22 protein-coding genes and 1 pseudogene are annotated in these 24,871 nt (G+C 69.0%); 17 read left to right on the top strand and 6 right to left on the bottom strand.

Going from position 1 to position 24,871, the window contains the following annotated elements; all coding sequences use genetic code 11:
• From EV657_RS11120 to EV657_RS11100, 5 genes and pseudogenes are all read left to right on the top strand, one after another.
• Positions 1–90 (top strand): annotated as a pseudogene (locus tag EV657_RS11120) (IS5/IS1182 family transposase); the annotation flags it as partial.
• Positions 91–195: 105 nt separating this feature from the next.
• Positions 196–1,350, top strand: a complete 1,155-nt coding sequence (locus EV657_RS11115) for a phosphoserine transaminase (protein WP_113669182.1) — start codon at positions 196–198, stop codon at positions 1,348–1,350.
• Positions 1,351–1,428: 78 nt separating this feature from the next.
• Positions 1,429–3,024, top strand: coding sequence for a phosphoglycerate dehydrogenase (serA, locus tag EV657_RS11110; protein ID WP_113669181.1), 1,596 nt, complete (start codon positions 1,429–1,431; stop codon positions 3,022–3,024).
• A gap of 76 nt (positions 3,025–3,100) precedes the next feature.
• Complete coding sequence (locus EV657_RS11105) at positions 3,101–3,856, top strand: metallophosphoesterase (RefSeq protein WP_075783825.1); 756 nt, start codon at positions 3,101–3,103, stop codon at positions 3,854–3,856.
• Positions 3,857–3,949: 93 nt separating this feature from the next.
• A complete protein-coding gene (locus EV657_RS11100; RefSeq protein ID WP_075783826.1) occupies positions 3,950–4,507 on the top strand; it encodes a DUF1643 domain-containing protein in 558 nt (185 codons plus the stop codon).
• Between the two features lie 3 nt (positions 4,508–4,510).
• On the opposite strand, the gene EV657_RS11095 is transcribed toward EV657_RS11100, so the two are convergent.
• Both EV657_RS11095 and EV657_RS11090 read right to left on the bottom strand, forming a co-directional pair.
• Entirely contained in the window at positions 4,511–5,875 is a 1,365-nt protein-coding gene (locus EV657_RS11095) for a vWA domain-containing protein (protein WP_243837557.1), read from the bottom strand.
• A gap of 1 nt (position 5,876) precedes the next feature.
• Positions 5,877–6,992 (bottom strand): AAA family ATPase, encoded by a 1,116-nt coding sequence (locus tag EV657_RS11090; RefSeq protein ID WP_134077906.1) that lies wholly within the window; start codon positions 6,990–6,992, stop codon positions 5,877–5,879.
• A 198-nt stretch (positions 6,993–7,190) separates the two neighbouring features.
• Between EV657_RS11090 and EV657_RS11085 the strand changes: the two genes are divergently transcribed.
• The gene (locus EV657_RS11085; protein WP_134077905.1) at positions 7,191–8,513 is read left to right on the top strand and encodes an ABC1 kinase family protein; all 1,323 of its coding nucleotides are present in this window, start codon (positions 7,191–7,193) and stop codon (positions 8,511–8,513) included.
• Here the strand turns inward: EV657_RS11085 and truB are convergent, their stop codons facing one another.
• From truB to rbfA, 3 genes are all read right to left on the bottom strand, one after another.
• Positions 8,514–9,422, bottom strand: coding sequence for a tRNA pseudouridine(55) synthase TruB (truB, locus tag EV657_RS11080; protein ID WP_134077904.1), 909 nt, complete (start codon positions 9,420–9,422; stop codon positions 8,514–8,516).
• Between the two features lie 114 nt (positions 9,423–9,536).
• On the bottom strand, positions 9,537–10,280 hold the full coding sequence (locus tag EV657_RS11075) for a phosphodiester glycosidase family protein (protein WP_075787393.1): 744 nt from the start codon (positions 10,278–10,280) through the stop codon (positions 9,537–9,539).
• Complete coding sequence (gene rbfA / locus EV657_RS11070; protein WP_075787392.1) at positions 10,270–10,668, bottom strand: 30S ribosome-binding factor RbfA; 399 nt, start codon at positions 10,666–10,668, stop codon at positions 10,270–10,272. Before rbfA ends, EV657_RS11075 begins: the two co-directional genes overlap by 11 nt.
• A 101-nt stretch (positions 10,669–10,769) precedes the next feature.
• On the opposite strand from rbfA, the gene dapB reads away from it, so the two are divergent.
• Both dapB and EV657_RS11060 read left to right on the top strand, forming a co-directional pair.
• The gene (gene dapB / locus EV657_RS11065) at positions 10,770–11,579 is read left to right on the top strand and encodes a 4-hydroxy-tetrahydrodipicolinate reductase (RefSeq protein ID WP_134077902.1); all 810 of its coding nucleotides are present in this window, start codon (positions 10,770–10,772) and stop codon (positions 11,577–11,579) included.
• Positions 11,580–11,784: 205 nt separating this feature from the next.
• Complete coding sequence (locus tag EV657_RS11060) at positions 11,785–12,762, top strand: zinc-dependent alcohol dehydrogenase family protein (protein WP_425057252.1); 978 nt, start codon at positions 11,785–11,787, stop codon at positions 12,760–12,762.
• Between the two features lie 153 nt (positions 12,763–12,915).
• On the opposite strand, the gene EV657_RS11055 is transcribed toward EV657_RS11060, so the two are convergent.
• Positions 12,916–13,113, bottom strand: coding sequence for a DUF1674 domain-containing protein (locus EV657_RS11055; RefSeq protein WP_075783832.1), 198 nt, complete (start codon positions 13,111–13,113; stop codon positions 12,916–12,918).
• A gap of 70 nt (positions 13,114–13,183) precedes the next feature.
• Between EV657_RS11055 and EV657_RS11050 the strand changes: the two genes are divergently transcribed.
• From EV657_RS11050 to EV657_RS11010, 9 genes are all read left to right on the top strand, one after another.
• Positions 13,184–14,476 carry an RsmB/NOP family class I SAM-dependent RNA methyltransferase gene (locus EV657_RS11050; protein ID WP_134077901.1) on the top strand — a complete coding sequence of 431 codons (1,293 nt, stop codon included), beginning with the start codon at positions 13,184–13,186 and terminating at the stop codon, positions 14,474–14,476.
• Positions 14,477–14,574: 98 nt separating this feature from the next.
• Positions 14,575–16,362 (top strand): heparinase II/III family protein, encoded by a 1,788-nt coding sequence (locus EV657_RS11045; protein ID WP_134077900.1) that lies wholly within the window; start codon positions 14,575–14,577, stop codon positions 16,360–16,362.
• Positions 16,363–16,366: 4 nt separating this feature from the next.
• The gene (gene purH, locus EV657_RS11040) at positions 16,367–17,956 is read left to right on the top strand and encodes a bifunctional phosphoribosylaminoimidazolecarboxamide formyltransferase/IMP cyclohydrolase (RefSeq protein WP_134077899.1); all 1,590 of its coding nucleotides are present in this window, start codon (positions 16,367–16,369) and stop codon (positions 17,954–17,956) included.
• A 3-nt stretch (positions 17,957–17,959) separates the two neighbouring features.
• Entirely contained in the window at positions 17,960–18,430 is a 471-nt protein-coding gene (lspA, locus tag EV657_RS11035; RefSeq protein ID WP_134077898.1) for a signal peptidase II, read from the top strand.
• Between the two features lie 53 nt (positions 18,431–18,483).
• On the top strand, positions 18,484–19,005 hold the full coding sequence (locus EV657_RS11030; protein ID WP_075783837.1) for a DUF3035 domain-containing protein: 522 nt from the start codon (positions 18,484–18,486) through the stop codon (positions 19,003–19,005).
• A 106-nt stretch (positions 19,006–19,111) separates the two neighbouring features.
• A complete protein-coding gene (locus tag EV657_RS11025; protein ID WP_134077912.1) occupies positions 19,112–20,491 on the top strand; it encodes a M16 family metallopeptidase in 1,380 nt (459 codons plus the stop codon).
• Entirely contained in the window at positions 20,488–21,804 is a 1,317-nt protein-coding gene (locus tag EV657_RS11020) for a M16 family metallopeptidase (RefSeq protein WP_134077897.1), read from the top strand. The genes EV657_RS11025 and EV657_RS11020 overlap by 4 nt, the downstream gene beginning before the upstream one ends.
• Before the next feature lie 42 nt (positions 21,805–21,846).
• Positions 21,847–23,694 (top strand): DNA mismatch repair endonuclease MutL, encoded by a 1,848-nt coding sequence (gene mutL, locus EV657_RS11015; RefSeq protein WP_134077896.1) that lies wholly within the window; start codon positions 21,847–21,849, stop codon positions 23,692–23,694.
• Positions 23,691–24,863, top strand: coding sequence for a DNA recombination protein RmuC (locus tag EV657_RS11010; protein ID WP_134077895.1), 1,173 nt, complete (start codon positions 23,691–23,693; stop codon positions 24,861–24,863). Before mutL ends, EV657_RS11010 begins: the two co-directional genes overlap by 4 nt.
• The last annotated feature ends 8 nt before the right edge of the window (positions 24,864–24,871 follow it).

The raw sequence follows: 24,871 nt of genomic DNA, 5'->3' as shown, positions 1-24,871 counted from the left end.
GCGACCCGCTACGACAAGACCGCTGAGAGCTTCCTCGGCTTCATTGACATCACGTCGATCCGTCTCTGGGTCCGCCATTTGTCAACATGACCTAGCAGACCCTTTTGATACTTGCTGTTTTTTCTGGGGAAGCGTATGTCCGGCGGCGGGACACCCCTCCCCAACGAGGGGCGTATATCTGGAAGGATACCAGCGATGGTTACCGCTACCCCGGCAGCGCGCCCGGTCAATCCGCGCTTTTCGTCCGGCCCCTGTGCCAAACTCCCCGATTTCTCTGTCGACATGCTTGCGGACGCCGCGCTCGGCCGGTCGCACCGTGCCGCCATCGGCAAGGCCAAGCTGAAGGCCGCCATCGACATGACGCGCGAGATCCTCGGCGTCCCTGCCGATTACAAGATCGGGATCGTGCCCGCCTCGGATACCGGCGCCGTCGAAATGGCGATGTGGTCCATGCTGGGCGCCCGCGGGGTCGAGATGCTGGCCTGGGAAAGCTTCGGCGCGGGCTGGGTTACCGATGTCGTCAAGCAACTGAAGCTCGACGCCACCGTGCGCGAGGCCCCCTATGGCGAGATCGTCGATTTCGCCGAGGTCGATTTCGACAAGGACGTGGTCTTCACCTGGAACGGCACCACTTCGGGCGTGCGCGTCGCGAATGGCGATGCGATCCCGGCGGATCGCGCGGGCCTGACGATCTGCGACGCGACCTCGGCCGCCTTCGCGATGGATCTGCCCTGGAACAAGCTCGATGTCGTCACCTTCTCCTGGCAGAAGGTGATGGGCGGCGAGGGCGCGCACGGGATGCTGATCCTGAGCCCACGCGCGGTCGAACGGCTGGAAAGCTACAAGCCCGCCTGGCCATTGCCGAAGATCTTCCGCCTGACCAAGGGCGGCAAGCTGATCGAGGGCATCTTTGTCGGCGAGACCATCAACACCCCGTCGATGATGGCGGTCGAGGACTATCTTGTGGCGCTTGACTGGGCGAAATCGATCGGCGGCCTGCCGAAGCTGATGGAGCGCTCGACCGCGAACTTCAAGGCGGTGCAGGACTTCGTCGATGCGAAACCCTGGATCGAGAACCTGGCGGCGGACCCCGCGACCCGGTCGAACACCAGCGTCTGCCTGAAATTCACCGACGCGCGGATCAAGGACGGTGCGGCCTTCGCCAAGGCCATCGTCAAGCGGCTGGACAAGGAAGGCGTGGCCTTCGACATCGGGTCCTATCGCGATGCGCCCGCGGGTCTTCGGATCTGGTGCGGCGCCACGGTCGAGGCCGCCGATGTCGCGGCGCTGATGCCCTGGATCGAATGGGCCTTCGAGGCCGAGATCGAGGCGCAGACGGCCGCCGCCTGACGCGAATTTTCTGCGAAAATTCGTGGCCGGGCGATACCCGCCCGGCCCCTGTCCCCCAGTCCATGAGGAGTGCCCGAGATGGCCCCCAAGGTTCTCGTTTCCGACAAGCTTTCCGAAACCGCCGTGCAGATCTTCCGCGACCGCGGCATCGACGTCGACTTCCTGCCCGACCTCGGCAAGGACAAGGACAAGCTGCTTGAGGTGATTGGCCAGTATGACGGCCTTGCCATCCGCTCGGCCACCAAGGTGACCGAAAAGATCCTCGAAGCCGCCACCAACCTCAAGGTCGTCGGTCGTGCCGGCATCGGCGTCGACAATGTCGACATTCCGGCCGCCTCGAAGAAGGGCGTGATCGTGATGAACACCCCCTTCGGCAACTCGATCACCACCGCCGAACATGCCATCGCGATGATGATGGCCGCCGCCCGGCAGATCCCCGAGGCCAATGCCTCGACCCATGCCGGCAAATGGGAGAAATCCCGCTTCATGGGGGTCGAGCTGACCGGCAAGACCCTGGGCCTCATCGGCTGCGGCAATATCGGGTCCATCGTGGCCGACCGTGCCATCGGCCTGAAGATGAGGGTTCTGGCCTACGACCCCTTCCTGTCGCAGGAGCGCGCCGACAAGCTGGGCGTGACCAAGGTCGAGCTGGACGAGATGCTGCCGAAGGCCGACTTCATCACGCTCCACGTGCCGATGACCGAGAAAACCGCCAACATCCTGTCGAAGGACGCGCTGGCCAGGACCAAGAAGGGCGTGCGCATCGTCAACTGCGCCCGCGGCGGTCTGGTCGACGAGGAGGCGCTTGCCGACCTGCTGAAATCGGGCCATGTCGCGGCCGCGGCCTTCGACGTCTTCGCGGTCGAACCGGCCAAGGATAACGTGCTTTTCAACCTGCCCAACGTCGTCTGCACGCCGCACCTGGGCGCGTCGACCACCGAGGCGCAGGAAAACGTCGCCCTTCAGGTCGCCGAGCAGATGTCGGACTACCTGATGACCGGCGCCGTCACCAACGCCATCAACATGCCCTCGATCACCGCCGAGGAAGCCAAGGTCATGGGACCCTGGATCAAGCTGGCCGGGCATGTCGGGTCCTTCATCGGGCAGATGACCGACGAGCCGATCAAGGCGATCAACATCCTCTATGACGGCGTCGCGTCCGACATGAACACCGCCGCCCTGAACGCCTCGGCCATCGCCGGCGTCCTGAAAGAGGTGATCGCCGAGGTGAACATGGTCTCGGCCCCGGTCATTGCCAAGGAACGCGGCATCGCGGTCTCGACCACCACCCAGGGCAAGTCGGGCACCTTCGACGGCTACATCAAGATGACCGTCGTGACCGACAAGCGCGAACGCTCGATCGCCGGCACCGTCTTCTCGGACGGCAAGCCGCGCTTCATCCAGATCAAGGGCATCAACATCGATGCCGAGATCGGCGAACACATGCTCTATACCACCAACAAGGACGTGCCGGGCATCATCGGCGCGCTCGGCGCGGCGATGGGCGCGCACGGGGTCAACATCGCGAACTTCACCCTTGGCCGCACCAAGGCCGGCGAGGATGCGATCGCGCTGATGTATCTGGACCAGCCGATGCCCGTGCATGTGGTCGCGGAACTGGAAAAGACCGGCCTCTTCCAGCAGGTGCGCCCGCTGGAGTTCGAGATCGCCTGATCCCGGCCGACTGACCACACCGGACGGGCCTGCCGCAGACCCTGCGGCAGGCCCGTTCTCTTTCCGGAGACCTCCCATGGTACGAAGCTATGCCATCGGCGACATCCACGGCCAGCGGGCGCGGCTCGAGGCGGCCCATGACCTGATCGCCGAGGATCGGGCGCGGGTCGGCGACTCCGACGCGCCGGTGGTTCACATCGGCGATTATGTCGATCGCGGCCCGGACAGCCGCGGGGTGCTCGACCTGCTGATGCGCGGCCGGGCCGAAGGCCGGCCCTGGATCTGCCTGAAGGGCAATCACGACCGCTGGATGCGGTTCTTCCTGGATCCCGGCTGCAAACCGGAACCGGTGAAGCCCGGGATATCCTGGCTCGAGGACCGCGTGGGCGGAGCTGCCACGCTGGGCGCCTACGGCGTCGATGCCGGGCATCATCGCGACCCGGTCCGGATCCATGCCGAGGCCCGCGCCGCCGTGCCCGCCGCGCATCTGGCCTTTATCGACAGCCTGCCGTTTTCGTACCGCCGGGGCGGGGCCTTCTTCTGCCATGCCGGGGTCCGGCCCGGCGTACCGCTCGAAGAGCAGGACCCGACGGACCTGATGTGGATCCGGGGCGAGTTCCACCGCGACCGCCGCGATCACGGCGCGCTGATCGTCCATGGGCACACCCCGGTCGACCGGGTAACCCATTTCGGCAACCGGGTGAACCTCGATACCGGGGCCGGGTACGGACGGCCGCTGTCGGCCGTGGTGATCGAGGGCCGCGACGTTCATCTGCTGACCCCGGAGGGACGGGTGCATGTACCGCCCGAGCCCGGCCGCGAGTCGGGCTGAACCGCGCGCCCCGCCCCCTGCCCGGCCCCTGCCCGGCCGATGCGATCCGAAACGGGCTCCCCCCTCGGCGCGAGATCGTCTAAGACCGGCGGCATGACCGAGATCGACCCTTCCAGCCTGCACGATCCGGGCGGCAAGACCCGCTGGGCGCTGCCGCCCGGCATGCGCGGCAGTGCCGTCTTTTCACCCTGCGGACGCTACCGCACCCGGCTCGAACGCGACTGGACGCCCGAAGGGCAGCCATCCCGCACCATCCTGTTCTGCGGGATGAACCCCTCGACCGCCGATGCGCTGGTGCAGGACAACACCTGCGCCAAGGAGACAAGACGCGCCGCGGTGCTGGGTTTTACCCGCTATCTCAAGGGCAATGTGCTGGATTATCGGGTGACCAACCCCAAGGATCTGCCGAAGGACCCGGCCCTTGCCTGCAGCCCCGAGAACCTGCCCGAGATCCTCGCCATGGCCGCCGAGGCCGAGGTCGTGGTGATGGCCTATGGGCGGCTTCATCCGCGCTATGCCGGGGTGGTAGACGGCATCGTCGCCGCGCTGCGGGACAGCGGCAGACCGCTTTTCTGTTTCGGCAAGAACCAGGACGGGTCGGCCAAGCACCCGCTGTACCTCCGAAACGACGCGCCGCTCCTGCCGTTCTGAGGCCTAGCGCGCCAGCGACAGCACCTGCCCGAAGGGCGCGCCGCCCGGCGGCACCTCGCCCGGCACCGCCCAGATCACCGGCAGCCCGCGCGGCGGCGGCGGGCCGAACGGCCCCAGGAGGTCGGTCAGGATCACCACCGCCGAGGGGCCCAGCGCCAGCGCCTCTTCCATCACCGCGATGAAGGACGTCCCGCCCTCGCGCGAGAACAGCACATCCGCGATGCGGCCCTCCCACAGACCGCCGCCCATCACCTGATGGCCCTGCACCTTGGTGTCGAAGACCAGAACATGGGTCTCGGCCCCGGTGCGCTTGGAAATCCCCGCCACCTCGGCCGCGAACTTCGCCAGAAGGGTCGGTTCGACCGACCCGGAACTGTCGATGCCGACCACGATCCGCGGGATCTCGAGATCGCGGGTCCAGGCATATTCGAAGGCCGGAGAGGGTTCGTCCCGCGCCCGCGCGTCGCTGTCTCGGGCGATCCAGCGCCGGGCGGGACGGGTGTTGCGGGGCTGGGGCTGCACCGTCACCGCCCGGGTGACCAAAGCGCGCAGATGCTGCTCCCAGGGGGTGTGAACCTCGGGCAGGTCGGCCAGCCGGTGGCCGAGCATGCCCAGGCCGTGCCCGGCGATCCGCCCGGCCTCCATCGCGCGGGCCACGCGCTGGCGCCAGTCGGCATCGGCCTCGCTGCCCGCGCCCTGATCGCTGTCCGTCCCGCCGGTTTCGATGTCGGGGGCAAAGCCCTGCTGGCGGCCATAGTCCCGCGCGGCCTCGGCGACGGCGCCCCCGGGCCGCGGCCGGGCCTCGCCGGTGCTGCCCCGGCCCTGGCCCTCGCCCGTCGTGCCGCCCGCCCGCACGCCGCGATCGCCGGGCTTGCCGTTTTGCGGCGCGGCGTCGTCCTGCAACAGCCGCAGATAAAGCCGCTCGGCATCGTAGCGGGTCACCGCCTCGTCGGCGCCCAGGTCCTCGCGGGCGGCCGTTTTCAGAAGCCCGGTCAACCGCACCACGGGCCGGGGCAGGATGAAGCCCGACAGCATCAGCGTCTCGTTCACGATGGCATCGGTCGCGAGGTTGAAGAGATCCTCGTCGAACCGGTCGCCGAAGCGCAGGTACATCGCCCGCGTCCGGGGCGCGTGGCGAAAGGCGACATGCAGGATGTGATGGGCCGCGACCCCGATCTGTTCGGGCAGGCTCAAGGCCTCGAAGGCGGGCCCGTAGCGGATCGCCGCGCCATCGGTCCAGGCCGGGCCCTCGCGCGCATCGCTGTCGGCATGGGTGCACCACAGCGCCAGCGCCGCGAAGGCCGGGTCCTGCTCGGCCAGCTTCTGCAAGGCCCGGGTGGCGCGGGCCGAATGCCGCGACGGGATCACCTCAAAGCCCCGTCGCCTTGCGGTCGGCCGCGTAGCTGCGATAGGCCTCGTGGCCGAGGAACCGTTCGCCCAGCCCGAGGTCCAGCCCCTTGCGGATCAACCCCTCGAAGCCGTAGGTGCACAGCTCGCCCAGCGGCATCCGCTGGAACGCCTCTTCGGGGCGGTGGCGCGCAAGCTGGCGGATCTCGGCCATGCAGTCGATCACCGCATCGGCATTGCGCGCCTCAAGCACCCCGATCAGCCCGTAGATCAGCGCGTTCAGACCGTGCATCGAGGCCGGATAAAGACCGATCCGGTCCTTCCGCGAGGCCTCGAGCATCTCCTGCACCTGCACCGTCGCCGCGATATCATCGGCGATCAGCGCGAATTCGGCGGCCACCGCGTCGCCGACCGTGCCCGCGATCAGCACGTTCCTCAGCCGCCGCTCGGTCACCGCGCCCATGATCTGGCTGACCCGTTCCCAGCTGCGCGGCGTGGTCGCGATCAGCTGGCCCTCGGCCACGGCGCGTTCGGTCGTGTCCAACAGGTCGGGACGGGTCTTGATGAAGGCGATGACGGTCGCGTGAAGCCCCTTCGGCACCGCGTAATTGTCCAGCCAGTCGGTCGCGGCGGCCTGCACATGCAGATGGATCAGCCGGTCCGACAGCGCGGTGTTCATCTGATAGGCGATGGCCCCGTCCTCGACCGTGTTGCCCGCCGCAACGATGAAGACGTTGCCGGGCAGCCGGTGCCGCCCCACCCGGCGTTCCTGCAACAGCCCGTAGACCGTCGGCTGCAGCATCGGCGACGCGGCGGTGAGTTCGTCGAGAAACAGGATCGAGGGCTGCTCGGGGTCGTCGGGCAGGTCCTCGGGCCGGTACCACTTGGTCTTCTGCGCCTCGTGGTCATAATAGGGCAGCCCGCGCAGGTCCTGCGGCTCGATCGTGGTCAGCCGAAGGTCGAAGAGCCGGGCCCCGATCTCGGCGGCCAGCTGCTCGATCACCTGGGTCTTGCCCACACCGGGCCGCCCGTGAAGCATGTAGGAGGCCGTGATCTGCCCGGCCTGTTGTGCCTGCCATCCGGCGCGCAGAACCTCCAGCGCCTCGCCGGCCGATACGATAATCGCATTGACGCTCATTCGATCTCCTGTCTGCGTCCCCTGTCGGGCAAGGGCTTTCTTTCACCTAGGGCGGAACGCGGCCGGATCACGCCCCCTCACAGGACCCGGGCTCACGCGGATGTGCACATTGCCGGTCCGGCCTTTGTGCCTATGTCACATCCCGGCGGGGGAGGGATCGCTATGCGATCCGGAAGAGATTTGCAAAGGACTGCCCGCATGCCCGATTCCAAGTTCGATTCCCGTCCGCTTCCCGTGCCTGCGGGGCGGCTGACCCGGCTGGCCCGGTTCGGCGGGCTTGCCTCGAACCTTGCCGGGGCGGCGGCGCTGAACGGCATGCAGCAGCTGGCCCAGGGGCACCGGCCGAAGGCGCGCGACCTGTTCCTGACGCCCTCGAACATGAAGAAGGTCGCGGACCAGCTTGCCCATATGCGCGGGGCGGCGATGAAGGTGGGTCAGCTCGTGTCGATGGATGCGGGCGACATGCTGCCGCCCGAACTGGCCGAGATCATGGCGCGGCTGAGGGCCGATGCCCATTACATGCCGGGCGGGCAGCTGAAACAGGTGCTGAACGCCAATTGGGGCGAGGGCTGGCTGAAACGCTTTGCCCGGTTCGACGTGCGCCCCATCGCGGCGGCCTCGATCGGGCAGGTGCACCGGGCCCAGACCAAGGACGGCCGCGATCTGGCGATCAAGGTGCAGTATCCGGGCGTGCGCCGGTCGATCGACAGCGACGTGACCAATGTCGCGGCGCTGTTGCGCCTGTCGGGGGCGATGCCGAAACAGATGGACATCTCGCCGATGCTGGACGAGGCCCGGCGCCAGTTGCACGAAGAGGCCGATTACGACCGCGAGGGCCGCTATCTGCGCCGGTTTTCCGACCTGCTGTCCGATGCGCCCGAATTCGCGGTGCCGCGGATGCATGAGGATCTGACGACCGAAAACGTGCTGGCGATGGATTTCGTCGAGGGTGTGGGGATCGAGACCCTGACCGAGGCCCCGCAGGCCGAGCGCGACCGGGTGATGGGGCTTCTGGTCAAGCTTCTGTTCCGCGAGCTGTTCGACTTCCGGCTGATGCAGACCGACCCGAATTTCGCCAATTACCGCTATCAGCCCGACACCGGCCGCGTGGTCCTGCTGGATTTCGGCGCCTCGCGCGAATTTCCCGCCGAGATGACCGAGGCGTTCCGCAGCCTGATGCGGGCGGGGCTTGCGGGCGACCGCGAGGCGGTGCGGCAGGCGATCCTTCGGATCGGCTTCTTCGGCGAGGACACGGCCGCCCATCACCAACAGCTGATGATCGACATGTTTGAGATGTCGATGGAGCCGCTCCGCCGTCCCGGCGCGTTCGACTTCGCGCAAAACGACGTGGCGCTGCGGATGCGCGATGCCGGGATGGAGCTGGGTCAGGACCGCGACTTCTGGCACATCCCGCCGATGGATACGCTGTTCATGCAGCGCAAGTTCGGCGGCATGTACCTGCTGGCCAGCCGGTTGCGCGCGCGGATCGACCTGCGCGAGATCGTCGAGCCCTATGTCTAGTCAGCCCTTGACGAAAACCCGGTTCGGGTGCAGCTCGCCCGCCTTGTAGATGCCGACCGCCACCGCCTCGCCATCCAGCGAGGCCCAGGCCTCGTCGCCATATTCGACGTCAGAGGCCAGCACGATGCCGGGATTGCCGTTGCGCAGCTTGGTCGCGCCATCATGGGTCGTGCGCAGTTCCGGCAGATCGGCCAACCCCTCTTCCAGCGGCCGCAGGTAGTCGTCGAGCGCAGGCGTGCGCGCCAGTTCCTCGACCAGATCGAGCGTCACCCCGTCCTCGGCCTCGAACGGCCCGGCCCAGACCCGGCGCAGGCTGACCACATGGCCATGGCAGCCCAGCGCCTTCCCCAGATCGCGGGCGATCGAGCGCACATAGCCGCCCTTGCCGCAGATCATCTCCAGCACCGCATGGTCGGCATCGGGGCGTTCGACCATCTCGAGGCTTTCGACATAAAGCGGGCGGGCAGCGATCTCGACCTCCTCGCCCGCGCGGGCCAGCGCATAGGCGCGCTCGCCGTCGATCTTCACGGCCGAGAATTGCGGCGGCACCTGCTCGATATCGCCGACGAAGGCGGGCAGCGCGGCAGCGATCTCGTCATCCGAGGGCCGCCTTTCCGAGGTCGCGATCACCTCGCCCTCGGCATCGTCGGTATTGGTCGCCGCGCCGAAGCGCACGGTGAAGCGGTAGGCCTTGAGCGCATCGGTCACGAAGGGCACGGTCTTGGTGGCCTCGCCCAGCGCCACGGCCAGAACCCCGGTCGCGGCGGGGTCGAGCGTGCCGGCATGGCCTGCCTTCTTCGCGTTGAAGGCCCAGCGGACCTTGTTGACCACGGCGGTCGAGGTCAGGCCCGCGGGCTTGTCCACGACCAGCCAGCCCGAAATGTCGCGTCCCTTGCGGCTGCGTCCCATATGCCTTGGCTCCTCCGCTGCGGTCTGAGCGACCCGGATGCATGTGCGAGGCCCGCCTGCTAGCGAAGCCGGGGCGTTCCGTCAATGCAGGGCAGGCGCAAGGCGAGGGGCCGTCTACTCGGCGGCGGGCACAACGGCGCCGACGATCGGCCCCATCGGCAGCCCGGCATCGTTGCGGCCAAGATCCGGGGCGTAAAGTTTCGACACCTTGCCATCGAAGTAAAGCGCGTCCGGGGTCTTCAGCACGTCGCGGAAGAGCCGCCCGAATTCGTGGAACGTGACCGGCGCGTCCGAGATCGCGAAGTGAAGCCGCCCCTCGGCATCGACGCCGACGCCGTTCCGCACATAGCGCGAGTCGCTGTCGGACAGGAACCGCGGGTGCAGCGCGCCGTCGATCACCAGCATCGGCCCCGATTGCGTCGCATAACGGCACTCGGGCGGGGCCTCCAGATAGGCGCGGGTCTCGATCACCTCGGCCCGGCCGTCCTCAAGGCACAGCACCCCGTTGGGCAGCATCCCGAAATTGCCCGGCCCGGCCGCGGCCACGGCATGCATCTGCTGCCGGCCGTCCTCGACATACAGCCCGACGGGGCGGCGGTCGGGATGATACATCCCGGCATTCATCGCGAAAGCCAGGGTCTCGCCCCGCGCCGCCAGCGCCTGGTTCACCCGGCCGAAGCTGCCATAGATCCCGCCCTGGTCGGTCTTCAGGAACAGCCGCAGATCGTCGGTCGCCGGATCGGCGCTGCAGACGACATAGCCGCGGCCCTCATGGGTCAGCGGATGGCAGGCGGGCTCTGCCGCGGCGGGCAGGGGAAGAAGGGCAGCCAGCAGGAAAAGGGCGGCCCTAATCCTCATCGCCATCGGGCGCGGTCAGATCGCGGCGCACGGTCTCGTCGGCCAGAAGCCGCCGGGTCTCGTCCATCCGGTCGAAGGTCTCATCGAGGGTAAAGCGCAGCTCGGGCGTGAATTTCAGCTGGGTCTTCTTGCCAACCGCCCGGCGCAATTCACCCCGGTTGCGGCGCAGCGCGGCCAGCGCCTCTTCGGCATGATCGCCCCCCAGCGGCAGCACGAAGGCGGTCGCCACCTTGAGATCGGGCGAGGTGCGGACCTCGCCCACGGTGATCGACATCCGGTTCAGTTCGGGGTCGTGCACGTCGCCGCGGGCCAGCACCTCCGAGAGGGTGCGGCGGATCAGTTCGCCGACGCGCAGCTGTCTTTGGGACGGGGCAGAGGATCTGGACATGGGCTGCATCTAGGCCACCCGGCGGGCTTTGCCAAGCGGGCCTTTGCGCGCGCCCGTCCATGGGCTACATCGGACCCATTCAGGTCGAAGGAGCAAGTGCGATGGACAGCCTGCCGGGCATCGTGGTGATGGGCGCCTCGGGGCGCATGGGTCAGATGCTGATCGAGGCCGTGCAGCAAAGCGAGAAGGCCCGGCTGGCGGGCTGCGTCGAACGGCCCGGCCATCCCTGGATCGGCCGCGACGTGGGCGAGGCGATGGGCGGCCCGGCGGTCGGCGTGAAGGTCACCGACGACGCGCTGGCGGTGATCGCCCAGGCCCATGCGGTGATCGACTTCACCACGCCCGAGGCCACGGTCGCGACCGCCACCCTGACCGCGCAGGCCCGCGCCGTGCATGTGATCGGCACCACCGGCCTGGCCCCCGAACATCTGCAGAAGATCAAGGCCGCCGCCCGCCATGCGGTGATCGTGCGGGCCGGAAACATGAGCCTCGGCGTCAATCTGCTGGTGCAGCTGACCCGGCGGGTTGCAGCGGCGCTTGACGAGGACTTCGACATCGAGATCGTCGAGGCGCATCACCGCCACAAGGTCGACGCGCCTTCGGGCACCGCGCTGATGCTGGGTCAGGCCGCGGCCGAGGGGCGGCACATCGCGCTGGACGATGCGTCCGAGCGCGGCCGCGACGGCATCACCGGCGAACGCGCGAAGGGGGCCATCGGCTTTTCGTCGATTCGCGGCGGCGACATCGTGGGCGAACACGACGTGATCTTCGCCGGGCTCGGCGAACGGATCGTGCTGCGCCATGTCGCGACCGACCGCCAGATCTTCGCCCGCGGCGCGCTGAGGGCCGCGCTCTGGGGCCAGGACCAGAAGCCCGGCGAATACGACATGCTCGACGTTCTGGGGCTTTAGGCCCCGGCAGTATCGTTCCGGCAGGCCCTGCCCTTGGCCGGCAAGGAAACCGAAAGGACGATCGCATCGCAAGGCGCGGCCGGGCCGGTCCGCCGGAACCGGTCGCCTCGATTGGCCCGCGCGTCCGCATGGAAAACCCCGGCAGCCGGTCAGACAAGGGCGGAGGGGGCCTTTGCAGAGAGCTGCGGCTGGGCTAAGGCAGCTCATGCCTCAGGACCACTCCCCGCGCAGGACGCGCAAATCATTCATTTACAAGAGCTTTGGCGCCCCGCGATCGGTTCTTGAGCTGATCGAGACCGAACGTCCGCCACTCGCTTCCGGGGTCCTGCGGGTTGAAGTAACGCATGTTCCGGTCAACCCGTCCGATCTGATACCGATCACCGGGGCCTACGCGCACAGGGTCGTGCTTCCGGCCGTGGCAGGATACGAAGGCGTCGGCCGCGTGGTCGAGGCCCCCGCCGAATTCTCGCATATGCTGGGACGACGCGTGTTGCCCTTGCGGGGCGAAGGCACTTGGCAGACCCATGTGGACTGTCCCGCAACCTGTGCTGTGCAGGTGCCCGACGGGATTTCCGATCTCATGGCGGCGCGCGCCTACATAAATCCGCTGGCGGCCGCCACGATGCTGCGGCGCTGGCCGGTTCGGGACAAGACCGTCCTGCTTTGCGGTGCGGGGTCGGGCTGTGCCGAATATCTGGGCCGCTGGGCGATCCGTCAGGGGGCCCGCCATGTCGTCGGCATCTATCGTTCCGAAAGCCGGACGGATCGCCTGCGCCAAATCGGGATAGAGCCGGTCTCGACAGTCGATTCCGTCGCGATCTCGAGGGCGTCCACAGGGGCCGACATCGCCTTCGACGCCTTGGGGGGCGACATCGCAAGCGGCGTTCTGGGGCGGATGCGGCGCGGGGCCGACTTTGTCGCCTATGGGCTTCTCACGGGCAGGCCAGTGATGGTCGGCGCAGGGACCAAAGCGTCGTATCATCGGTTTCACCTGCGCGATCACCTGCCATCCCCGGTGGGGCCGGGCATGCGGGACGCCTTCGCCGACATCTGGTCGATGCTGGCAGAGACCCCGCCCCCGGATCCCAGGGTTTTTCCCGCGCGGGACTGGCCGAAGGCGCTTGCCGAGGCCGAGAGACCCGGGGGGCGCAAGCCCATCCTCGACATGTCCGGCCTTGCCTGAAGAAGGGCGGCCCTGTCCCGCCCGGGTGGCGCCCGGGCAGTCCGGGTCGATGGGCCGTTCCCGGAATCGGATCCGTTGCCATCCATTCGGCGCCGAATGGTCATATGGCCCCGCGGCGTTCGCCCCCCCGGGGGGGGGGGGCGGTGCCGCCGCTCAGAAGTCGATGGCGATGCCCTTCTTCTCCCAGTCGCCATAGCGGACCGGATCGGGGCCGTCGCGGCCGCCCAGTTCGACCGGCCGGGCCTTTTCGGCGGCTTCGGCGGCCTTGCGGCGTTCCGCGGCCTCGGCCAGCGCGCGCCGGGCGGCGGGCGGCAGATCCTTGCGGGGGGTGTCTTCAGCGTCGTCGGACATCGGGCGCCTCCTTGCCGGTTGCGGTCCGGTGATATACCGGGGGCGCGGCATGGAGCAAGCGGGGGCCGGAATGGACGAGCCACGGGAACGCGGGACCGAACGCGCACGGGCGGCGGCGCTGGATCTGATCCGCGCGGTGCTGGAAGACCGGCGGCTGGTCGCGGAACTGGCCGGACCCGACGGCCCGCTGGAGCCGCTGGAGCCCTCTGACCGCGCCCGCGCCCAGCGGCTGGCGGTCTCGACGCTGCGGCATATGGGCCGCGCCGATGCGGTGCTGAAACCCTTCCTGCGCCGCCCCCCGCCGCCGCCGGTCCACGCCATCCTCAGGCTCGCGACGGTCGAGATGCTGGAAGGCGGCGCCGCGGCCCATGGCGCAGTCAACGCAGCCGTGGCGCTGGCGCGGGCCGACCGCAGGACCGAGGCGCTGGCGGGGCTGGTCAATGCGGTGCTGCGCAAGGTGGCCGATCTGCCCGCCAGCGACTGGCTGGCGCTGCCGCCGCCGCGTCTGCCGGGCTGGCTGCGCGGACGGCTCGACAGCGCCTGGGGGCGGGCGGCCGTGGTCGGCATCGAGGCCGCCCATGCGGCGGGCGCGCCGCTCGACCTGACGCCGAAGGATGGCGATGCCGCAGCGCTGGCCGGGGCGACGGGCGGCGTGGCGCTGCCCACCGGGTCGGTGCGGATCGCGGGGTCGGTGCAGGTCTCGGCGCTGCCGGGCTATGGCGAGGGCGCCTGGTGGGTGCAGGACACGGCCGCCTCCCTGCCCGCGCGGCTTCTGGCGGCGCGCCCGGGCGAACGGGTTCTGGACCTGTGCGCCGCGCCGGGCGGCAAGACGATGCAGATGGCGGCGGCGGGCGCCACGGTCACCGCGCTCGATATTTCCGGGCAGCGCATGGCGCGGGTCGAGGAGAACCTCGCCCGCACCGACCTGACGGCCACGCTCGTCGTCGCGGACGCGCTGGACTGGGACACCGACCAGCGCTTCGACGCGATCCTGCTGGATGCGCCCTGTTCTGCCACCGGCACGATCCGGCGCCATCCCGATCTGCCCTTCGCCAAGGATGGCGCGTCGGTCAAACCGCTTTTCCCGCTGCAATCGGCGCTGATCGACCGGGCGCTCGGCCTGCTCGCCCCCGGCGGGCGGCTGATCTTCTGCACCTGTTCACTTTTGCCCGAAGAAGGCGAGGCGCAGCTGGCGGCGGCGCTGGACCGCCACCCGGATCTGGCCCCCATCGCCTTCGAGGCCCCCTGGATCGACCCCGGCTGGCGTGCCGCCCATGAGGCGCTGCGGCTCAGGCCCGATTTCTGGGCGGACCGCGGCGGCCTGGACGGGTTCTTCATCGCCGGGCTCCGCAAACCCGCCTGAGCGACGCCCCGAACCGGGCGCAATTCTCCGGTGACACCCGGTGACCGGCCCGGTATGGTCCGGCGGCAGGCAAGAGCCCGACAGAACGAAGCCCGACCATGGCAGGCCCGACCGATACCGAGTTCCCGCCCGTCCGGCGCGGCGCGTGGAGCAATCGTTTCCACGCCCGGCTGAGTGCGCTTGGCCGGCCTGTGCTGCGCCTGGTGCTGCAACCCGAGCCGCGCTCGGTCGGCAGTTTCGCCCGCGGGCGCCAGCTTTGCGCGGGCCGGTTCCTGTTCGACGGCGGCGCGGTCGAGGCGCCGGGCACCGGGATCTGGGACGTCGCCAGCCCCGGCGCGCGGTTCGAGGCCGACCGGCAGGGCTTTGGCTGGCTCGACGATCTGGCGGCGGCGGCGGACGGCAAGGCGCGGACCGCCGCCCAGGACTGGACGCAGGGCTGGATCGAACGGTTCGGGCGAGGTAGCGGGCCGGGCTGGACGCCCGAACTGGCCGGGCGCCGGACCATCCGTCTGATCCATCACGCGCGCTTCATCGAGGCCGGGCTGGACGAGGCCCGGCGCGCGCGGCTGCATCTGGCGCTGGCGCGGCAGACCGCGTTTCTGGCGCGGCGCTGGCGCAACGCGCCGCCCGGGCTTGCCCGGTTCGAGGCGCTGGCCGGGCTGATCTACGGCGCGCTCTGCCTCGAGGGGATGGGGCGGCACCTGCCCAAGGCGCTGGCGGCCCTCGACCGCGCCTGCGACACCGACATCGCCGATGACGGGGCGCTGGCCACCCGCAACCCCGAAGAGCTGCTGGAGGTGCTGACCCTTCTGGGCTGGACCGAGGCGGCGCTTGCGCTGGCCAAGCGCCCCGCCTGGCAGGGGCATCGCGCGGCGATCCAGCGGATCGCGCCGGTGCTGCGCGCGCTGCGCCATGCCGATGGCGGGCTGGCGCGGTTTCACGGCGGCGGGCGCGGGCCGGAAGGACGGCTCGACCAGGCGCTGGCGGCGGCGGGGGTCAAGCCGCGCGCGCTGAGGGGGCTGGCCATGGGCTATGCCCGGCTTGCCTCGGGGCGGACGACGGTCATCGTCGATGCCGCGCCACCGCCCGCGGGACCGGCCTCGGCCGAGGCCCATGCCTCGACGCTGGCCTTCGAGCTGACCTCGGGGCGGCGGCCGGTAATTGTCAATTGCGGCACGGGCGGCGCCTTCGGCCCGGGCTGGCGGATGGCCGGGCGCGCGACGCGGTCGCATTCGACTCTGGCGATCGAGGGCTTTTCCTCGTCCCGGCTGGCGCCCCGGCGGCGCAGAAGGCCGCAACTTCTGACAGAGATCCCGGGGCCGGTCGAATGGCGGGCCGAGACCGGGCAGGCCGGGCAGGCGCTGACCGCCTGGCATGACGGCTATTCCACGACCCACGGGCTGACCCATGTGCGCCAGTTGAACCTCGCCTATGACGGGCGCGCGCTGTCGGGCGAGGACACGCTGGCGGCCTTCACCCCCGAGGAACGCGCGGCCTTCGAGCGGGCGCTGGCGCGCTCGGACGGCGAGGGCATCGCCTTCTCGATCCATTTCCATCTGCACCCCGAAATCGACGCGGCGCTGGATCTGGGCGGTTCGGCGGTGTCGCTGGCGCCCAAAAGCGGCGAGATCTGGGTGTTTCGCCACGATGGCGCGGCGACCTTGTCGCTGGCGCCAAGCGTCTATCTGGAAACGGGCAGGCCCGCGCCGCGCGCCAGCCAGGCCATCCTGCTGTCGGCGCGGATGACCGACACGGCCTGCGTGGTCGGCTGGACGCTGGCCAAGGCCCATGAAGGCGCGCAGGCCCCGCGGGACCTTGAGCGCGAAGACGAATTCGACGATACAGCAGCCCCCTGGACTCGCCCCCATTCAATGACGAAGGACTGATCCGATGACCGAACTCGTGCCCGTGCGCCGTGCGCTTCTTTCCGTATCCGACAAGACCGGGCTGATCGATCTCGGCCGGTCGCTGGCCGCCCGGGGGGTCGAGCTCCTGTCGACCGGGGGCACCGCCAAGGCGCTTCGCGAGGCGGGGCTCGAGGTCAAGGACGTTTCCGAGGTCACGGGCTTTCCCGAGATGATGGACGGCCGGGTCAAGACGCTGCATCCGATGGTGCATGGCGGGCTTCTGGCGCTGCGCGACAACGAGGCCCATGTGATGGCCATGGAAGAGCACGGCATCGGCCCGATCGACCTGCTGGTGGTCAATCTCTACCCGTTCGAGGCGACCGTCGCGAAGGGGGCCGACTATGACGACTGCATCGAGAATATCGACATCGGCGGCCCGGCGATGATCCGCGCCGCGGCCAAGAACCACGCCTTCGTCAATGTCGTCGTCGATACCGAGGATTACGCGCGGCTGCTGGGCGAGCTCGACCGCCATGACGGCGCGACCTGCCTGAAGTTCCGCAGGAAGCTGGCGCAGATCGCCTATGCCCGGACCGGTGCCTATGATGCCGCGGTCTCGACCTGGATGGCCAAGGCCTTGGGCGATGCCCAGCCGCGCCGCCGTGTCTTCGCGGGCGCGCTGGCCCAGGGGCTGCGCTATGGCGAGAACCCGCACCAGCAGGCCGCCTTCTACATCGACGGCTCGGAACGGCCCGGCATCGCCACCGCCAAGCAGTGGCAGGGCAAGGAGCTGTCCTACAACAACATCAACGACACCGATGCCGCCTTCGAGCTGGTCAGCGAGTTCCTGCCCGCGAACGGCCCGGCCTGTGCCATCATCAAGCATGCCAATCCCTGCGGCGTGGCCCGCGGCGAGACCCTGGAACAGGCTTATCGGCGCGCCTTCGACTGCGACCGCACCTCGGCCTTCGGCGGCATCGTCGCGCTGAACATGAAGCTCGACGAGCCGACCGCCAGGGCGATCAGCGAGATCTTCACCGAAGTGGTGATCGCGCCCGCCGCCGACGATGCCGCCAAGGAGGTCTTCGCCGCCAAGAAGAACCTGCGGCTGCTGACCACCGGCGGGCTGGCCAATCCGGCGGCGGCGGGGCTGACCTATCGCCAGGTCTCGGGCGGGCTTCTGGTGCAGGACAAGGATAATGGCCGGATCGATGCCTCTGACCTGAAGGTGGTGACGAAGCGGGCCCCGACCGAGGCCGAGATCGCAGACATGCTGTTCGCCTGGACCGTGGCCAAGCATGTCAAGTCGAACGCCATCGTCTATGTCCGGGACGGCGCCACCGTCGGTGTCGGCGCGGGCCAGATGAGCCGGGTCGATTCTTGCCGCATCGCCGCGCGCAAGGCCGAGGACATGGCCGAGGCGCTGGGGCTCGATGCGCCGCTGACGAAGGGCTGCGCGGTGGCCTCCGACGCCTTCTTCCCCTTCGCCGACGGGCTGATGGCGGCGGTCGAGGCGGGGGCGACGGCGGTGATCCAGCCCGGCGGCTCGATCCGCGACGAGGATGTGATCGCGGCGGCCGACGAGGCCGGGCTTGCCATGGTCATGACCGGCATGCGCCATTTCCGGCACTGAGCGATGCGGCGGCTCGGGCTTGTCGCGGCGCTGGTCTTCCTGATTGACCAGGTCAGCAAGGTCTATGTGGTCTTCCACATGGGCCTTGCGCTCGATCAGCGCATCGATGTCTGGCCGCCCTATCTGACCTTCCGGATGGCCTGGAACCGGGGGGTCAATTTCGGCCTTCTCGCGCATGATGCCGATCTGGCCCGCTGGCTGCTGATCGCGGTGTCACTGGCGATCTCGGGCGGCGTCGCGATCTGGATGGCGCGCGGGCGGCACCGCCCGGCAGCACTGGTCTCGGCCGGGCTGCTGATCGGCGGCGCTTTGGGAAATGCACTCGACCGGGTGCTGTACGGGGCGGTGGCCGACTTCCTGAACATGTCCTGTTGCGGCATCGACAATCCCTATGCTTTCAATGTCGCCGATGTGGCGATCTTTGCCGGCGCGCTGGGGCTCGTGCTGTACACGGGGAAGGACAAGACCCCGTGACGCGCCCTGCAAGCTGCGCTAAAGAGGGCCAGACCGGACGGAGGGGACTGCGGATGCGATCGGCACGGATACTGGTTCTTGGGGCGGCCATGGCGGCTGCCTTGTCGGGCTGCAGCCGTGGCGACGACTATCAGCCCAAGCTGATGCATCTGCGCGGCGCCGAGCGCGGGCCCGACGAATTTTCCGTCGTGCCGAACAAGCCGCTGGAAATGCCCCAGGACGTGGCGAGCCTGCCCGCGCCGACGCCGGGCGGCGCGAATCTGGTCGATCCGACGCCCGAGGCCGATGCCATCGCCGCGCTGGGCGGCAATGCCGCGCGCGGAACGGGCGGAGATCCGGGTCTGATGGCGCAGGTCGGCCGGTTCGGGGTCGATCCCTCGATCCGCCAGACCCTGGCGCAGGAAGACCTCGAATACCGCCAGAAGCATGACGGCCGCCTGCTGGAACGCTGGTTCAACGTGACCGTCTATTACAAGGCCTACAGCCGTCAGGCGCTGAACCAGTACGAGGAACTGGAACGCTGGCGCGCGCGCGGCGTGCGCAATGTCAGCGCGCCCCCCGAAGGTCTGAAATAACAGGGCGGCCATAGCGGCCGCTCACATCTGCGTGGCGCCGGTTGCAAACCCCGGGCGCCGCGGTAGCTTGCCTCATGCCGCCTGACCCGAGGAGAGACAAGCGATGATGCCGATCCGGCTGGCCGTCCTGGCCCTGATCGCGACGGCCGGGATTGCCCGCGCCGAGAAGGTGACCGATTTCACGCTGCAGAACGGCATGGAGGTGGTGGTGATCGAGGATCACCGCGCGCCGGTCGTGGTGCAGATGGTCTGGTACAAGGTCGGTGCCGCCGACGAACCGCCCGGCAAGTCCGGGATCGCGCATTTCCTGGAGCACCTGATGTTCAAGGGCACCGACGCGGTCGGCCCGGGCGAGTTCTCGAGGATCGTCGAGGAAAACGGCGGGTCCGACAACGCCTTCACCTCCTGGGATTACACCGCCTATTTCCAGCGTGTCGCCGCCGACCGGCTGGATCTGATGATGCAGATCGAAGCCGACCGGATGACCGGTCTCAAGCTCTCGGAAGAGGATGTCGCGACCGAGCGCAACGTGATCCTCGAAGAGCGCAACCAGCGCACCGAGAACGACCCCGGCGCGCTGTTTTCCGAACAGCGCAACGCGGCGCAGTACCTGAACCACCCCTACGGCATCCCGATCATCGGCTGGCGCCACGAGATGGAGGGGCTGAGCCGGGCCGACGCGCTGGCCTATTACCGCACCTTTTACGCGCCCAATGACGCGGTGCTGGTGGTTGCGGGCGATGTCGAGCCCGAAGCGGTGAAAACGCTGGCCGAGGCCCATTACGGCCCGCTGGCCCCGTCGGAAACCCTGCCGCCGCGCCTGCGCCCGCAGGAGCCGCCGCAACTGGCCGCCCGCCATCTGACCTATGACGACCCGCGCGTCGCCCAGCCCTATGTGATCCGCACCTATCTGGCGCCCGAACGCGACCCGGGCGATCAGAAACCGGCCGCAGCACTCACCTATCTGGCCGAGATCCTCGGCGGTTCGGGCACCAATTCGGTGCTCAGCGACAAGCTGCAATTCGACAGCCGGACCGCGATCTACAGTTCGGCCTTCTATGACGGGCTGTCGCTCGACAAGACCACGTTCGGGTTTGTCGTGGTGCCCGCCGAGGGCGTCTCGCTGGGCGAGGCCGAGGCTGCGCTCGACAAGGCTTTGGCCGAGTTTCTCGATCAGGGCGTCGATCCGGCGCTGTTCGAAAGCATCAAGACCCAGTTGCGCGCCTCGGAAATCTATGCCCGCGACAATATCCAGGGGCTGGCCCGGCGCTATGGCGCGGCGCTGGCGGTGGGCATGAGCGTCGAGGATGTGCAATCCTGGCCCGAGATCCTGCAGGAGGTCACGCCCGAGGACGTGATGGAGGCGGCGCGCGCCGTTCTGGACCCGCGGACCTCGGTCACCGGCTGGCTCGAAACCCCGCCCGGCGTCGCGCCCTCCGACGCGCCTGCCACGATTCCCACGGGCTCGCAGGAGGTGACCCAATGATCCGCGCCGTCTTCAGCAGCTTCGCCTTCGTCCTGCTCGCCGCGCTGCCGCTGCGGGCCGAGGTCGAGATCCAGGAGGTCACCTCGCCCGGCGGCATCCATGCCTGGCTGGTCGAAAGCCACGAGGTGCCCTTCGTCTCGGTCGAGATCCGGTTTCAGGGCGGGGCCAGCCTCGATGCGCCGGGCAAGCGCGGCGCCATCAACCTGATGACGGGGCTCCTCGAGGAAGGAGCGGGCGAGATGGATGCGCGCACCTTCGCCCGCGAACGCGACGCGCTGGCGGCAAGCTACCGTTTCGATGTGAGTTCGGATTCGCTGGCGGTCTCGGCCCGGATGCTGACCGAGAACCGCGACCGGGCGGTCGGGCTTCTGCGCCAGGCGCTGGTCGCGCCCCGCTTCGATCAGGACGCCATCGACCGGGTGCGCGCGCAGGTGATCTCGGGCATCCGCTCGGACGCGACCGATCCCAATGCCATCGCGGGACAGACCTTCGACCGGATCGCCTTCGGCGATCACCCTTACGCCACCCCGATCAGCGGCACCGAGGCCAGCGTGAATGCCCTGACCCGCGACGACCTGATCGCGGCCCGCGACCGGGTGATCGCCCGCGACCGGCTGTATGTGGCCGCCGCAGGCGACATCTCGGCCGAAGATCTGGGCAAAATGCTCGATACGCTTCTCGGCGATCTGCCCGAGACCGGCGCGCCGATGCCGGGGCCCGCGCCCCTGAACCTTGCGGGCGGGGTGACCGTGGTGCCCTTCGACACGCCGCAATCGGTGGCCGTGTTCGGCCAGCGCGGGCTCGACCGCGACGATCCCGATTTCTTCGCGGCCTTCGTGATGAACCAGATCCTCGGCGGCGGCGGCTTCGGCGCCCGGCTGATGGAAGAGGTCCGGGTCAAGCGCGGGCTGACCTATGGCGTCTATTCCTACCTGATGCCGATGGATCATGCGGCGCTGATCATGGGTCAGGTCGCCTCGGGCAATGACAAGATCGCCGAGGCGGTCGAGGTGATCCGGGACGAATGGGCGCGGATGGCCGAGCAAGGCGCGACCGAAGACGAGCTTGCGAAGGTCAAGACCTACCTGACCGGCGCCTATCCGCTGCGCTTTGACGGCAACGGCCCGATCGCGCGCATTCTCGTCGGCATGCAGATGGAGGGGCTGACGCCCGATTACGTCAAGACCCGCAACGACAGGATCCGCGCCGTGACGCTCGACGATGTGCGGCGCGTGGCGGCAGACTGGCTCGATCCCGCGCATCTACAGTTCATTGTGGTGGGTCAGCCTCAGGGGCTTGAGACCACCAACTGACCCCATGGTCGAATCGGCGGGGGGCGTGCTAGAAATTGTGGCATGACCTCCCCCGCCCCCAACATTCGCCCGGCCCCCCCAATAATTCGTCAGCTTGACGAAGCCGCCATCAACCGCATTGCTGCGGGCGAGGTGGTGGAACGTCCCGCCTCGGCGGTGAAGGAGCTGGTCGAGAACGCCATAGATGCGGGCGCGCGGCGGGTCGAGGTCGCCTATGCCCAGGGCGGCAAGGGGCTGATCCGGGTCACCGACGACGGCTGGGGCATGGCGCCCGGGGATCTGCCGCTGGCGCTGTCGCGCCATGCGACCTCGAAGATCGACGGTTCGGACCTTCTGGATATCCGCAGTTTCGGCTTTCGCGGCGAGGCGCTGCCCTCGCTGGGCGCGGTCGGGCGGCTGACCATCACCTCGCGCCGCGACGGCGCCGAGGCCGCGCGGATCGCCGTGACCGGCGGCGCGGCCGGGCCGGTGACGCCCGCCGCGCTGAACCGGGGCACCGTGGTCGAGCTGCGCGATCTGTTCTTCGCGACGCCCGCGCGGCTCAAGTTCCTGCGCAGCGACCGGGCCGAGGCGCAGGCCATCGGCGATGTGGTGAAACGGCTGGCGCTGGCCGAGCCCTTCATCGGCTTCACCCTGCGCGACATGTCGGATGGCGGCGAGGGCCGCGTGATCTTCCGCGCCGATGCGCAGACCGGCGATCTGTTCGACGCGCTTTATGGCCGGGTCGTCGCGGTGATGGGCCGCGACTTCGCCGAGAACGCGCTGAAGATCGAGGCCGAGCGCGAGGGGTTTGCCCTAACCGGCTTCGCCGCCCTGCCGACCTATTCGCGCGGCGCGGCGGTGGCGCAGTTCTTCTTCGTCAACGGGCGCCCGGTCCGCGACAAGCAACTGATCGGGGCGCTGAGGGCCGCCTATATGGACGTGCTCAGCCGCGACCGGCATCCGGCGGCTGCGCTGTTCATCGATTGCGACCCGCATCTGGTCGATGTCAACGTCCACCCCGCCAAGGCCGAGGTCCGCTTCCGCGAGCCGGGCATCGTGCGCGGGCTGATCGTCTCGGCGCTGCGCCATGCGCTGGCCGGGGCCGGGCACCGCGCCTCGAGCACGGTGGCGGGCGCGACGCTGGGGGCGATGCGGCCAGAGCCTTCCGGCCCGCCGCGGGTCTACCAGATGGACCGCCCCTCGCCTCGCGCGCTGAGCCTGTCCTATGCCGCGCAGGCCCCCGCCGCGCCGGAGGCGCCGCTGGCCGAAGGCTTTGCCGAACCGTCCGCCCGGTTCGAGACCGCAGCCCCTGCCCCCGAGGCCGAGGCGCTGCCGCTGGGCGCCGCCCGGGCGCAATTGCACGAGAATTACATCATCGCCCAGACCGAACGCGGCATGGTCATCGTCGACCAGCATGCCGCCCATGAGCGGCTGGTTTACGAGAAGCTGAAACGCCAGATGGCCGAGCGGGGCATCGCGGCGCAGGCGCTGCTGATCCCCGAAATCGTCGAGCTGTCAGAGGGCGACATCGCCCGGCTGATGGAGCATGAGGCCGACCTGACCCGCATGGGCCTGACCGTCGAGCCCTTCGGCCCGGGCGCCATCGCGGTGCGCGAGACGCCCGCTTTGCTGGGCGAGGTCGATGCCGGGGCGCTGATCCGCGACATCCTCGACGAACTGGCCGATCAGGGCGACAGCCAGACCCTGCAGGCGCGGCTTGACGCGATCCTCAGCCGGGTGGCCTGCCATGGCTCGATCCGCTCGGGGCGGCGGATGCGCGCCGACGAGATGAACGCGCTTCTGCGCGAGATGGAGGCGACGCCGCTGTCGGGCCAGTGCAACCACGGCCGCCCGACCTATGTCGAACTGAAACTGTCCGACATCGAACGGCTGTTCGGGCGCACATGATCGAGGTCTTGGGCCAGGCCTATGCCTATGACGATCCTGTCGTGCTGGCGGCGGGCGGGGCTGCGGCGCTGATCCTGTTGGTGCTGGGGCTTCTGATCGCGGCGGTGCGCCGGGCCGGGCGCTCGGCCGAAATGGCCGCGCCGCTGATCTACCAGATGGACCGGCTGGCGCGGCGGGTCGATGCTCTGGGCGAGGGGCAGCAGCGGCTGGCGGGCGGGCTGACCCATGTGTCCGAGGCGCAGGCGGCGGCGCAGGCCAACATGCTGCGGCTGATGGAAAGCCGTCTGGCCGAAGTCACCGAACGGATGAACCGCAATCTCGAAGGCGCCTCGCGCCGCACCGCGCTGTCGCTGGGCGAGTTGCAGGAACGGCTGGCCACCATCGACCGGGCGCAGGAGAATATCGAAAAGCTGTCGGGCAACGTGCTGTCTTTGCAGGACATCCTGTCGAACAAGCAGACCCGGGGCGCCTTTGGCGAGATCCAGCTGGCAGATATCGTCGGCAAGGCGCTGCCCAAGGACAGCTATGTGCTGCAGGCGACGCTGTCGAACGGCAAGCGGGCCGATTGCCTGATCCGGTTGCCGAAGCCGCCCGGGCCCATCGTGGTCGATTCGAAATTTCCGCTGGAAGCCTACGAGGCGCTGCGCCGGGCCGAAACCCAGTGGGACCGGCAAGAGGCCGCGCGCGCCTTCCGCACCGCCGTCCGGACCCATATCCGGGCAATCTCGCAGAAATACATCATTGCCGAGGAGACCGCAGACGGCGCGCTGATGTTCCTGCCCTCCGAGGCGGTCTATGCGGAACTGCACGCCAATTTCCCCGATCTGGTGCGCGAAAGCTTCGAGGCACGGGTCTGGATCGTGTCGCCCACCACCTGCATGGCGACGCTGAACACGATGCGGGCGATCCTCAAGGATGCGCGGATGCGCGATCAGGCCGGCGCCATCCGGCGCACGCTGCGCCAGTTGCATCGCGATGTCGAACTGGTGGGGGAACGGGTCGACCGGCTGACCACCCATTTCGGTCAGGCCCGCGCCGATCTGGAAGGCATCGGCGTCGCGGCCGAGCGCGCGGGCAAGCGCGCGGCCCGGCTCGACAACCTCGATTTCGAGGAATTGGGGGCCGAGCAGGACGAGATGATGCCGCCCCTGCCCCGGCCCGCCGAATAGGGCGGCCG

Source organism: Rhodovulum visakhapatnamense (assembly GCF_004365965.1).
In the GTDB taxonomy this organism is placed as follows: domain Bacteria; phylum Pseudomonadota; class Alphaproteobacteria; order Rhodobacterales; family Rhodobacteraceae; genus Rhodovulum; species Rhodovulum visakhapatnamense.
Note: the sequence above shows the minus strand (reverse complement) of the source record. Positions and strands in the feature narration are given on the sequence as shown.